The organism is Acetobacter farinalis, from assembly GCF_011516935.1.
Classification (GTDB): domain Bacteria; phylum Pseudomonadota; class Alphaproteobacteria; order Acetobacterales; family Acetobacteraceae; genus Acetobacter; species Acetobacter farinalis.
Window position 1 is genome coordinate 12,800 of the sequence record NZ_WOTF01000016.1, and the last position, 12,801, is coordinate 25,600.

Below are 12,801 nucleotides of genomic sequence, written 5' to 3' on the forward strand. Positions count from 1 at the left end.
GGCAGCACGCGCCTCAGTGCGCGGCCTGCTGCCGCAGGCGCTGCGCCGTGCGCAAAATCTGCTCAGGCGTGGCAGGAGCATCAAGCCGAGGGCAGGTTTGATACGCTGTCAGGCTGGCGAGTGCATCAGAAATGGCATGCAGCACCGCAACGCCATGCACAAAGGGTGGCTCCCCCACGGCCTTGGAGCGGAAAATAGTGGCTTCCCGGTTGGGGGCACCTTCCAGTAACGCCACATTAAAAATGCGGGGGCGGTCCGAGCAGGCGGGAATTTTGTACGTGCTGGGCGCGTGGGTGCGTAGATGCCCGGCCTCATCCCACACCAGTTCTTCCATGGTCAGCCACCCCGCCCCCTGCACAAAACCACCCTCAATCTGCCCGATATCAATAGCCGGGTTCAGGGAAAGGCCTGCATCATGCAGGATATCCACCCGTTCAATACGGTTCTCACCTGTCAGCAGATCAACCGCCACTTCCGCACATGCCGCACCATACGCAAAATAGTAAAAAGGCCGCCCTCGTCCGGTTTCCGCATTCCATGAAATTTTCGGCGTTTTGTAAAACCCGTTAGCCGAGAGGGAAACACGCGCATAATACGCGGCCTTCGTGAGATCCTGAAAGGCAATGCACTGCCCCCCTACCTGCACACCTTCTGGCAGAAACTGCACGCTTCTCTCAGAAACATTCCACTGCTCTGCGGCAAATTTTACAAGACGCGCCTTGATTTTATGCACCGCATCGAGAACCGCCATGCCGTTCAGGTCTGCTCCGCTGGATGCCGCCGTGGCGGACGTATTGGGCACCTTGCCCGTGGTGGTGGCGGTTATACGGACTTTTTCTTCACGCAGACCGAACTCGCGCAGGACAATCTGCACCATTTTGGTATGCAGCCCCTGCCCCATTTCCGTGCCACCATGATTCACCTGCACGGAGCCATCCGTATAGACATGCACCAGAGCGCCTGCCTGATTATAGTGTGTGGCCGTAAAGGAAATTCCGAATTTTACCGGCGTGAGCGCAATCCCGCGCCTGATATACGGGCTGCTGCGGTTTGCCTCACGCAGAGCCTGACGCCGTTTGCGATATTCACAGGTCAGGGCAAGCTGAGTCATGATATCCGCAGAAATCGAATCTTCTACCGTCATGTGATACGGTGTGACGTTGCGCGTGCCGGTGCCATACACATTGCGCAGGCGCACATCGAGAGGGTCCAGCCCGGTTGCGAAGGCAATTTCCTCAATCACCCGTTCGGCCGCCACAATGCCCTGCGGCCCCCCGAAGCCCCGATACGCGGTGTTGGACTGGGTGTTGGTTTTCAGTGGCTCTCCCCTGAGGCGGACATCTGGGTAGAAATAGGCATTGTCCGCATGGAACAGGGCGCGATCAACCACAGGGCCGGAAAGGTCAGCCGACCAGCCGCAGCGCGCCGCCAGAACCATATCGACCGCCAGAATGCGGCCCTCATCATCAAACCCGACATCATACTCCACCACGAAGTCATGCCGCTTGCCAGTCATCAGCATGTCATCATCCCGGTCCAGCCGGATCTTGGCGGCGCGTCCTATCCTGTGCGCGGCAAGGGCCGCAAGGCAGGCAGGCGTGTTAGCCTGTGTTTCCTTCCCCCCGAATGCGCCCCCCATGCGGCGCACTTCAACCGTAACCAGACTGCTGGGCACAGCGAGGCAATGAGCCACCATATGCTGTGTTTCCGTGGGGTGCTGGGTGGAAGACCAGAGCTGCATTTCCCCCGCTTCTCCCGGCTGGGCCAGCGCGGCCTGCCCTTCCAGATAGAAATGCTCCTGCCCGCCCACTGTCACCTGCCCGGACAAACGGCGGGGGGCCGCGGCCAGACCGGCTTCAACATCCCCCCGGCTCATCACCAGAGGCCGCCAGACCAGAGCGCTCCCGGCCTCACGCGCCTGAGCAATGGTGAGCACGGCGGGCCGTTCTTCATAAATAATTCTGGCCAGCCGGGCGGCACGGCGCGCAATGCCGCGCGTTTCCGCCACTACGGCAAAAATTGGCTGACCGTAAAAGGACACCTCCCCTTCCGCCAGCAACGGTTCATCCTGCCGGCCCACAGGGCTGACCTGATTTTCACCGGGGATATCCGCCGCTGTCAGCACACACACCACACCAGGAACCGCACGTACGGCATCAAGATCTACAGAAACAAGGCGCGCATGGGCTTTTGTGCTCAAACCCGGCACCACATGCAGCAGGCCCCGTGGTTCCGGGAGGTCATCAATATAGACAGCACTGCCGGACACATGCAGCGGCGCGCTTTCATGCCGCATACTGGGGGATGCACCGCCTGCCGCGCCCTGAGTCTCGGGGTTTCTGGCGGGGTCAGACATAGGCCTCTCCCTTCCATCCGGCCAGCCGGGTTTCTGTTCCGGCAGAGTGCGGCCCTGTTTCCGCAAACAGACGTGTCAGCAGATTGCCCGCCACGGTCTGACGATACCACGCACTGGAACGCATATCCGAGATCGGTGCAAACTCTGCCTGAAGTGCGGTCTGCGCCGCGTGCAGCGTTGCCTCCGTCCAGAACTGCCCTTCCAACGCGGCTTCTGCCGCACGGGCGCGCTTGGGCGTTGCCGCCATGCCGCCAAACGCAATCCGCGCGCGGGTAATGCGCCCCTCTCCATCCGGTATAAACGCAAAAGCCCCCAGAACGGCTGAAATATCCTGATCAAACCGCTTGGAAACCTTATAGGCACGGAAAACAGTGGCCGGATGCGGTACGGGGATCACCACAGCCTCGATAAACTCGCCCGGCTGCCGGTCCTGTTTGCCATACGCCAGAAAATACTCTTCCAGCGGCAGGCTGCGGCGCGTATCCCCCCTCCGCAGTCTCAGCACGGCCCCTGCGGCAATCAGCACCGGAGGCCCATCCCCAATGGGTGAGCCATTCCCGATATTCCCGCACACAGTGCCCGCATTCCGCACCTGTGTGGAACCGATACGCCGGATAACTTCTCCGGCATCCGGCAGCAGGGCGGCCAGAGCGGGCCGGGCTTCCGCCCAAGTCACGCCCGCCCCCAGCCACAGCCCTTCGGGTGTGTGCTCGATCCTGCGCAGATCCGGCACCTGCCCGATACCGATAAGATGAGGCAGGGCGCGCAGGCCTTTCGTGACCCACAGCCCGACATCGGTCGCACCTGCCACCAGAGTTGCATCCGGTGCCGCCAGATACGCTGCGGCCAGCGCGTCCGCACTGGCGGGCAAGGTAATCCGCCCCTCAGCACCCGCGATTTCAGCCGTCTGGTCTCCTTGCAGGGTTTTCAGGCGGGTTTTGATGCTCTCCGCCAATGCCTGCTCCGCCTGAATACCCTGCGCAGTCTCCGGCGTAGCCAGAACCTGCTTCATGGCCCGCACAATGGGCGCATAGCCCGTGCAGCGGCAGAGGTTCCCTGCCAGCGCATCATTGATCGCGCCCTCCGCCATCGAGGCACCCGGCGTTTTGCAATAGGCCACCATCGACATGACAAACCCCGGCGTGCAGAACCCGCACTGTGACCCATGCTGGTCCACCATGGCCTGCTGCACCGGGTGCAATGCGCCATCCGGGCTGCGCAGATCCTCCACGGTAAAAATCTGTGCGCCGTCCAGCATCCACAGGAACTGGATACAGGCATTCACTGCCCGCCAGACAAGCTGTTCCCCCTCCAGCCTGACCACCAGAACTGCGCAGGCCCCGCAATCTCCCTCATTACAGCCTTCCTTGGTGCCGGTGCGGCGGCACGCATCACGCAGCCAGTCCAGCACCGTGGTGGTCGGGCTGACCCCGGAAATTTCGTGACGGACTGAGCCGAGATAAAACCGGATGGAATGCCGCATAAGGCACAAACTCCTGCTGGAACATCTTAACCCGGCCTATCAGGAAAACCGGCCGGACTCCCTGAACCGTGCGGGAGTGTATGCCGCCGCACGCGCAGACCTTTTTACGCGCTCCGTTGCCTGCTTGTCTGCCCATCCTCCTGCTCCAAGCCTGATCCTTCGGCACTCACGCCAGACAGGCCCCCGGCAGCGGGCATATCCATCACCACGCCGGAGGGGCTGGCGGGCATGAAATGGTTGAACACCAGATGCAGCCCCATGGCGGCCATGGACCCGAGCGTGATACCGCTGCCAAAAACAACCCGCGCCCACGCCGGAAGGGTATCGGCAATATGCGGCTGTGCCGTTGCCAGCATGCCAAGCCCGATGCTGGTCCCAACAATGATCATGTTATTCTGGTTTTCAAAATCAACCTGCGCCAGCGTCTGTATCCCCACAACAGCCACGGCCGCGAACATGGCCAGCGCCGCACCGCCCAGAACCGGCAGTGGCACACTGGCCATGATGGCCGCCAGTTTGGGAACACACCCCAGCACCATCATGATCACCGCTGCTGAGGCCACAACCCACCGGCTTTTCACCTGTGTCAGCCGCACAAGCCCGACATTTTCCGCAAAGCAGGTGTAGGGAAAGGAGTTGAATATCCCGCCGATAAACGTCGCCAGGCCGTCTGCACGGATGGCTGCGGAAATATCCTCTCCCGTGATGGGTTTTTTAACGATCGCGCCTGTCGCGAACACATCCCCGGTGGTTTCGAGCATGGAGATGATCATGACAATAATAAGGGAGAGAACAGGCACGACATGAAAGGTCGGCATGCCGAAATAGAAAGGCTGTGCGATGGTCAGCACCGGTGCCGCCCCGACATCCCCAAAATGCGCATCCCCCAGCAGCCACGCCACCAGCGTTGCACACACAAGGCCGATCAGCACCGCAATAGTCCCCAGAAACCCGCGAAAGAATTTCTGGATCAGCAGAATGCAGAACAGCGTGCCGAGCCCATAGGCCACGTTCCGCAGTTCCACCGGGTTCTGCATGGTTGCCGTGCCATGCCCGGCAACAATATCGTTCGCGGCCACAGGCAGCAGCGCCAGCCCGATGACCAGAATGACGGAGCCTGTCACCACCGGCGGAAAAAAGCGGATCAGGCGCGAGAAATACGGCGCAACAAGATAGGAAAACAGCCCCCCGACAATCACGGACCCGAAAATCTGGCGCAGCCCTTCCACACCACCCCCGGCAGACACGCCGATGGCGATCATCGGCATGACAGCCACAAAGGTCACCCCCTGTAGAAGCGGCAGACGCACGCCAATCTTTCCAAACCCCACAGACTGGATCAGCGAGGCGATGCCGCAGGTGAACAGATCCGCCTCAATCAGGTGCTCCAGCATGTCATGCGAAAGGCCGAGTGCACTGGCGAGCAGGATCGGAACAATCACTGCCGCCGCATAAAAGGTCAGAACATGCTGGAAGCCATAGACCGCCAGCACCCCCAGAGGAAGCATCTGGTCAACAGGATGTACCGGCTCGGCTGTTTGCCGTTTTTCGAGGTTCACGCGGTCAACTCCCTCGATAAGTCGAATAACCATACGGCGCGGCAAGCAGCGGAACATGGGTATGCCCTTCCGCGCCCAGACCGAACACGATGGGAATCACATCCAGAAACGGCGGCTCCGCCAGCGCGAGACCCTGTGCCCGGAAATAGGCCGCGCTTTCAAACTCCAGCCGGTACTGCCCTTGTTCAAGAGCCAGCTCACGCAGCGCGGGGCAACGGCCATCCGCATCCGTCACCCCTTCAAACAGCAGGGCATGCCCCAGAAACAGGCGGATGCGCACACCCGCCGCGGGGCGGCCGGAAACCGTATCCAGCACATGGGTTGAAAGAGAGCTCATTCCGGCACCTTATCCTGCAGGCGGAGGGAGGCGATAGCATCAATCTGGGCCAGAGCTTCGGCCAGTTCTTCCTCTGCCGTGCTCGCCAGCCGCCGGGCCATGGCCTCCAGAATAACTGCTTTCCCGGCCTTGCGCACACAGATGACAAACGGCATCCCGAACTTCGCACGATATGCGGCGTTCAGGCTTTGAAACTGCGCATAGTCCGCAGGGCTCAACCGATCGAGCCCGGCACTGCCCTGCTCCTGCGCCGAAGCTTCACTCAAAGCCGGGTCCACCCCCACCCGATGGCCGAGTTCAGGGTGGGCCTGCACAAGGGCGATCTGCCGCGCTGCTCCGGCTTGCCGCACCACACCCGAAAAGGCTTTCAGCATATCCTCCCGGCTGGCAAAGGGCCGCTGAACCGCCGCCCCTTCCGCCACCCAGGGAGAATGCTCATAAACCCCGCCAAATGCCGCCACAAAGGCCGGGAAAGGCAGGGCATTCACCTCATCAAGCGTCATGCCGGATGCACCGCAAGCCAGTGGCGCGCAATATCCAGACGGGTTGCCACCCAGACCTTCTCATGCGCCTGCACATGCTCCAGAAAACGCGCCACAGCCAGAGCGCGCGCAGGCTTGCCGGCAAGCCTGCAATGCAGCCCCACGGACATCATCCGCCCACCCTCCCGATACAGCATATCGAACGTATCCCGCAGGTAGCGGAAGAACTGCTCTCCTTCCGTAAACCCGTTCAACGCGGCAAATTTCATGTCATTCACATCCAGCGTGTACGGCACGATCAACTGCGGGCGACCGTAGCGACGGTCATAATACGGCAGATCATCAGCGTAGGAATCCGCGTCATACACAAAGCCCCCTTCCTCCACGACCAGACGGGCCGTGTTCGGGCTTGTGCGCCCCTGATACCAGCCAAGCGGGCGCGCTCCGGTGATGTCCGTATGCAGGGCGATAGCCTCCCGAATGTGCTCGCGCTCCACCGCCTCAGGGATATCCTGATAATCAATCCAGCGCAGGCCGTGCGTGGCGATCTCCCACCCGCCCGCTTTCATGGCGGCAACAGCTTCGGGGTTGCGCGCCATGGCCAGAGCCACGCCAAAAACCGTGGGGCGCAGGCCCGCGGCCTCAAACAGCCGCTGCAACCGCCAGAACCCCGCCCGGCTGCCATATTCATACAGGCTTTCCATCTGCATACAGCGCACACCGGGAAGGGAGCGTGTACCGACCATTTCCGACAAAAATGCCTCGGAGCCCGCATCCCCGTGCAGAACGGAGTTTTCAGCACCTTCCTCGTAATTGATGACAAACTGAACGGCGATACGCGCCCCGCCCGGCCACTGCGGGTCCGGCGGTGTCGGGCCATATCCGGTCATGTCACGCGGGTAGTCAGTCATGCTCTCTCCCATTCCGGCGTCTTGTGTTGGCATTACACAGGCGGCGCAAGGCTGACGAGTTCCTCCGTATTGTAACGCAGCAGGCTTTGCAGGTGCTTTTCCCCATCCTGCACGAACAGTTCCCGGCCGATGGCCTGCGCCAGCCGCTCCACCCCGAACCGCATCCCGCTGATGGACGCGCCGGAAAGCCCCATGCTCGGCATGGCGGCAAATGTGAAATTGTGGATGGCCGCGAGCATGGGGGCCGCAGGATCTGCCTCATTACGGGGCAGGAACTGAAAGCTGCCGCCCAGATAGGGATGGCTGGCCAGAACAGTGCTTTCCTCCCCCTCCGGCGCTGTGAAACGATCCCGCCACAGCAGGACATTTTCGGCAAAGCGCTGCATTTCCGGGCGGCGTGTCAGATCAATGACAAATCCTGTGCCGATAATCAGGAAATCAAATGTCATGTCACCATGCGGGGTTGTCACCACAACGCCCTCTGCCGTTTCCTTCACCGCCAGCCAGGGCGTGCCGGTATGAAACGCAAAATTTTCATGCTTGCGGCAGCGCCAGAACGTGTCCTGCGGCGGCGGCTGATTCAAATCATAAATCCGGTGCATGAAGCGCCAGCGCACGGCATCGGGCAGGTCCGCAAAATAGCCAAGGAAACCGGCATTCTCCATCCAGCGATATGGGTTGATGCTGGGGATAGTCGCCCTGCGCAGGCACAGGTCCACGCGGCCGGCACCCTGCTCCAGCGCGGTTGCGGCATTATCAAAGGCTGAAGCCCCCGCGCCCAGAACACCAATCCGCTTGCCTTTCAGGGCTGCAAAATCAATCTGCTGGCTGGTGTGCGCATAGCGCGAAGCTGGAAGGGCCTGCGTGATGAAGTCCGGCACATGCCACGCACCCCCGCCTTCAATCCCGGTCGCCAGAACCATTTTGCGCGCCCAGACCTGTGTCTGCGCGCCGCTGGCCTGCTGGAAGGTGAGGCGCAGCAGCCCGTGCTGCCAGTCAATATCCACCAGCTTCCTGTCATTCTGCACCGGCAGGGCCAGACTCTCCCGCAGCCAGTCCAGATAAGCCTGCCAGTCCTGACGGGAAATCTTGTCCAGCGCGGCCCAGGCCTCCACACCATACCGTGCTTCAAACCAGGATTGCGGCGTCAGGCTCGGAATACCCAGATCAGGCCCGGTCACATGTTTGGGGGTGCGCAGCGTGACCATACGGGCAAAGGTCACCCACGGGCCTTCCCCTCCGCGTGGGGCCTGTTCAAAAATGCACGTATTGCCCAAACCGCGCCTGCGCAGGGCAAAGCATGTGGCAAGGCCGCCCTGCCCGCCACCGATAATGGCCACATCCAGAACAGGCTCTCCGCCCTGTTCAAGCGGTTCACACCAATCCCCTGTTGCGTAGCGGATTTTGGCCAGATCATCCCGGACACGGTCAGCAAGCTGTTCCAGACCTGAAGAGGCAGAAACTTGTCCTATATGCACGTCAAACCCTCTTTCTTCTGAACAGGAGCGGCTTTTGCGGAGCGCTCTGCCCCGGCATGATCATCACGGAAGGTCTGCCTGCATCATGTTTTGTGCAGAATGCGCTTGCGCAAACGGGCTATCAATCTGGTATACCAGACGGAAATTTTTTACGTGCATCTCACACTACCCTTTCCCATACTGACAAGGTTTGCTCTGGCTCACTGCAAAAACCGCTGCACCGGCAGACAAGTGAAACAATTTCACACCCGGACCATTCTTGTATATGTCATATTTCAGTCTAATCCGTTCGCAAAATGAGATCACCTCTTATGCCGGTTTTTTCCCGCTTCCTCCGATATTTCATTGCCGTGGCGCAGCAGGGCTCCATCCGGAAGGCATCGGATGAGCTGAACATCGCGGCATCCGCCATCGACCGGCAGATTCTGCAGGGCGAGAAGCTGCTCGGCACACTGCTGTTTGAACGGCTGCCCACCGGACTACGGCTGACAACGGCGGGGGAACTGCTCCTCTCCTCCGGCCTGCGCTGGACACGGGACCTCCGCGCCCTCACCACCCAGATTGATAACCTCAAGGGGCTGCGGCAGGGTTCGGCGGATATTCTGGTTCCCGATGCGCTCACCAAAGGCTTCCTGCCCGCTGTTCTGGGCCGCCTGCGGGAGACACACCCCGGTATTGTGGTGAATGTGCATGTCCGGGCCAGCAGGGATATGGGGGAGCTGCTTGTTGATGGTCAGGCCGATTTTGCCCTGATGTTCAACCCCGGCCACATGCGGGAACTGTTCGTGCGGGCGCACAAGGAAATTCCGCTGGGCTTCATCACGCCGCCGGACCACCCTGTGGGCGCGCTGGAGACAGCCCCCTTCAGCCTTGCTGAGGAATATCCGGTTGTGATCCCCGCCCCGCCGCTGGCTCTGTGGCGGCCGCTTGAACTGCTGGAGGCGGAAACCGGCATAAAAATGCAGGTCGTTGCCCGCACTGATAATATCCAGATGATCAAATCGCTTGTCAGCGAAGGCGTTGGTCTTGGAATTCTCAGCTATCTGGACGCTTATGATGAAGTGCAAAAGAAACAGCTTGCCTTCACCCCCATCCTTAACAAGAAACTCTCCCCGCTCACACTGGCGCTGTGTGTGGACAGGTCCCGCCAGCTTTCCATGGCGGCCCGACTGATCATTTCTGAAATTGACCAGTTTTTTGCGCATCAGTTCTGACTTCAGCCCCTTACGCCTGCGAGGTTGTTCATGCCCTCCACATCCCGCGCCGCCGCTCTGAGAGGTCGCTTCATCACCTTTACAGGCAACCCGTTCACCATGCCGCCCCAAGAGGCCCTGCATGTGGAGGAAGACGGGCTGATCCTGATTGCAAACGGGCTGATAACCCACTGCGGTGCGTATGACGCTCTGCGTGGGCTGGTGCCGGAGGGCGTTACTGTCACCCACTATCCGGACGGCCTGATCAGTGCCGGGTTTATTGATACCCATGTGCATTATCCGCAACTCCCCGTTATTGCCTCCTGGGGTGAGCAGTTGCTGGAATGGCTTGAGCAGTATGTCTTTCCCACGGAAGCGCAGTTTTCCAGCCCGGAGGTGGCGCAGGCCGTAGCCCGGGCCTTCCTGCAGGAACTGCTGCGCAACGGCACGACCACAGCCGCCGTGTACTGCACCGTCCACCCTGAGTCCGTCACCGCGTTCTTTCAGGAATCAGAAAAACTCGGCACCCGGATGATAGCCGGGAAGGTTCTGATGGACCGCAACGCCCCTGAAAACCTGCGTGATACGGCACAGCAGGGTTATGATGAGTCCCTGAAGCTAATAGAGACATGGCACGGCACCGGGCGGCAGCTTTATGCCGTCACACCGCGCTTTGCCATTACCAGCACCCCGGAACAGCTTGAGGCTGCCGGTGCGCTTTTCCGCAGCCGGGAGGACCTGTTCATGCAGACCCACCTTGCTGAAAATGAAGCGGAAATAGCCTTCGTAAACTCCCTCTTTCCAGACCGCGCGTCCTATCTGGATGTTTATGACAAAGCCGGTCTGGCCGGCCCGCGCGCCATTTTCGGCCATGCCATTCATATGGAGGAGCAGGATTTTCAGCGGTGCCATGATACCCGGTGCGCCCTTGCCCACTGCCCGACCTCCAACCTGTTTCTGGGGAGCGGCGCTTTCCGTCTGTTCGACGCAGTGGACCCGCATCGCCCGGTGCATGTCGGGCTGGGCACGGATATCGGGGCAGGCACCAGCTTTTCCCTGCTCGGCACCATGGGGGAAGCCTACAAGGTCTCCCTGATGGCGGGCAAACAGCGCCTGCACGCCATTCAGGCCTTCTGGCTGGCCACAGCTGGGGCTGCACAGGCGCTGCATCTTGAGACGAAAATCGGGACCATCGCCCCCGGCATGGAAGCGGACCTCTGCGTGCTGGACCCGGCGGCCACACCTCTTCTGGCCCTGCGCACCCAACACTGCGCCAGCATGGCGGACCTGCTGTTTGTTCTGATGACGTTGGGAGATGACCGCTGCATCAAGGCCACATGGGTGGATGGCCGTCTGGCCTATGCGCGGCCAGACCCGGCTCACCCCGCCGGGTGAGAACCCGCCACCCCGGCTGACGCCACTGGCGCAGCCCCCGCACACGGAAAACCAAGCAGACCCGCTTTTTCCATGGCCTGCGCAAACGCCAGTACGGTCGCCTCTCTCCCCGGTGCGGCCACAAGCTGCACACCCAGAGGCAACCCGACAGCCTGCCCCGCAGCCGGGGCCAGCGGAGCCGCCACCACCGGCATGCCGGCAAGGCTCAAAGGCTGTGTAAACAGGCCAAGATTGGCACGGGCGGAGACCTGTTTTCCGCCGACCGTAATGGTCGGCTGATCCAGCCGGGGAGCGGCACCGGGTGTGGCGGGGGCCACAAGGATATCCACGTCCTCAAACGCCGCGTGCATGACCTCCCGAAACCAGCTCCGGAGCCTCTGCGCATGCACAACGGGCATGGAGGGCAGCAGGGCACCCGCCATCAGCCTGTCCCGCGTGGCGGGATCATACGCCATCGGCTCCCGTTTCAGCCGATCCAGATGCAGCGCACCGCCTTCCGCAGCCGTAATCACGAAGGACGCCGCCCGCACCCGCGCCACCTCGGGCAACGTGACGCGCCGCACAGTCCGGCACGCCGCCAGCAGCCGGTTCACCCCGGCTTCCAGCTCCGGGGCAAGATCCTGCGTGAACCACCCGTCCAGCAGCCCTATTCTGAGGGCGGAGATATCCTGCTCAACCCGGCAGGCCTGACCGCTCAATACCTCGAACGCACAGGCGAGATCCGCGCTGGTGCGGGTAAACGGCCCGATCACATCGAGACTGGCGGCAAACGGATAAACCCCCTGGAGCGGCAGAACGCCCTGCGTTGGTCGCAGCCCCCACACCCCGCACAGAGAGGCCGGAACCCGAATGGAGCCGTTGGTGTCAGACCCCAGCGTGAGCGGCAGCAGCCCCGCCGCAACCGCAGCCGCCGAACCACCGGATGAACCACCGGCCAGACAGGCCGTGTCATGCGGGTTGCGCGTTGTGCCGTAATGCGCGTTTTCCGTTGCAAACCCGTAGGCGAATTCATCCATATTGAGCGTGGCGACAGGAATGGCCCCGGCGGCGCACAGGCGGCGCACCACCTCCGCATCCCGCTGTGCAGGAGGCTGCGCGTTCAGCACAACAGACCCGGCGGTGGTCACCAGCCCTTCCAGATCAAACAGATCCTTCACGCCAAAAGGCACGCCAGCCAGCGGCCCCACAGGATCACCCCGGCTGATCTGCGCGTCCAATGCGGCGGCGGCATGCAGAGCGCGTTTATCCAGCAGGCGGGTTACGGCGTTATAGGCCCCGTCCCGCTCACGGATGCTCTGAAGCGTCTGGCTGATAACCCGCACAGCGGAAAGCTCACCGGAGCGGATTTTTCGGGCAAGGTCCATCATGGGCATCATCAGGGTTGATACTCATAGGCAGGAAGGCACGTATCCGGCAGCGGCATCCCGCAGATAAGCTCAACATAGCCGTGCAGAAGCTGTGTGTTGGCCACAACCCCCGGCAGACATGCGTCAGGAATAGTCAGGCCAAGGCTCGCGGCTGTTGCCTCCAGCGCGCCTTCCAGTCCGGCGCTCGTCCTGTCTTCTCCGCTCATTCCGCCCTCCTGTTCTGTCTGTTTTCAGTGCACG

11 protein-coding genes are annotated in these 12,801 nt (G+C 61.4%); 2 read left to right on the forward strand and 9 right to left on the reverse strand.

The genetic code is table 11. The annotated features are described in order from the left end of the window. Positions 1-13: 13 nt before the first annotated feature. From xdhB to GOB82_RS10555, 7 genes are all read right to left on the reverse strand, one after another. Complete coding sequence (gene xdhB, locus GOB82_RS10525) at positions 14-2,356, reverse strand: xanthine dehydrogenase molybdopterin binding subunit (RefSeq protein ID WP_166122840.1); 2,343 nt, start codon at positions 2,354-2,356, stop codon at positions 14-16. Further along, on the reverse strand, positions 2,349-3,839 hold the full coding sequence (gene xdhA, locus GOB82_RS10530; RefSeq protein WP_166122842.1) for a xanthine dehydrogenase small subunit: 1,491 nt from the start codon (positions 3,837-3,839) through the stop codon (positions 2,349-2,351). The genes xdhB and xdhA overlap by 8 nt, the downstream gene beginning before the upstream one ends. 104 nt (positions 3,840-3,943) lie before the next feature. Continuing rightward, the gene (locus GOB82_RS10535) at positions 3,944-5,347 is read right to left on the reverse strand and encodes a nucleobase:cation symporter-2 family protein (RefSeq protein ID WP_242007355.1); all 1,404 of its coding nucleotides are present in this window, start codon (positions 5,345-5,347) and stop codon (positions 3,944-3,946) included. A gap of 55 nt (positions 5,348-5,402) precedes the next feature. Continuing rightward, complete coding sequence (gene uraH, locus GOB82_RS10540; RefSeq protein ID WP_166122844.1) at positions 5,403-5,735, reverse strand: hydroxyisourate hydrolase; 333 nt, start codon at positions 5,733-5,735, stop codon at positions 5,403-5,405. Continuing rightward, complete coding sequence (gene uraD, locus GOB82_RS10545; protein ID WP_166122846.1) at positions 5,732-6,238, reverse strand: 2-oxo-4-hydroxy-4-carboxy-5-ureidoimidazoline decarboxylase; 507 nt, start codon at positions 6,236-6,238, stop codon at positions 5,732-5,734. Before uraD ends, uraH begins: the two co-directional genes overlap by 4 nt. Next, positions 6,235-7,128, reverse strand: coding sequence for an allantoinase PuuE (gene puuE, locus GOB82_RS10550; protein WP_166122848.1), 894 nt, complete (start codon positions 7,126-7,128; stop codon positions 6,235-6,237). The genes uraD and puuE overlap by 4 nt, the downstream gene beginning before the upstream one ends. 32 nt (positions 7,129-7,160) lie before the next feature. Beyond that, positions 7,161-8,573 carry an NAD(P)-binding domain-containing protein gene (locus tag GOB82_RS10555; RefSeq protein ID WP_166122893.1) on the reverse strand — a complete coding sequence of 471 codons (1,413 nt, stop codon included), beginning with the start codon at positions 8,571-8,573 and terminating at the stop codon, positions 7,161-7,163. A gap of 344 nt (positions 8,574-8,917) precedes the next feature. Between GOB82_RS10555 and GOB82_RS10560 the strand changes: the two genes are divergently transcribed. Together GOB82_RS10560 and guaD are read left to right on the forward strand one after the other, a co-directional pair. After that, entirely contained in the window at positions 8,918-9,820 is a 903-nt protein-coding gene (locus tag GOB82_RS10560; RefSeq protein WP_166122850.1) for a LysR family transcriptional regulator, read from the forward strand. A gap of 30 nt (positions 9,821-9,850) precedes the next feature. Beyond that, positions 9,851-11,194: a guanine deaminase gene (gene guaD / locus GOB82_RS10565; protein ID WP_166122852.1), complete on the forward strand. Its 1,344-nt coding sequence runs from the start codon at positions 9,851-9,853 to the stop codon at positions 11,192-11,194. On the opposite strand, the gene GOB82_RS10570 is transcribed toward guaD, so the two are convergent. Next, a complete protein-coding gene (locus tag GOB82_RS10570; RefSeq protein ID WP_166122895.1) occupies positions 11,179-12,567 on the reverse strand; it encodes an AtzE family amidohydrolase in 1,389 nt (462 codons plus the stop codon). The genes guaD and GOB82_RS10570 overlap by 16 nt on opposite strands. A 2-nt stretch (positions 12,568-12,569) precedes the next feature. Further along, on the reverse strand, positions 12,570-12,767 hold the full coding sequence (locus GOB82_RS10575) for a DUF4089 domain-containing protein (protein WP_166122854.1): 198 nt from the start codon (positions 12,765-12,767) through the stop codon (positions 12,570-12,572). Positions 12,768-12,801: the final 34 nt, after the last annotated feature.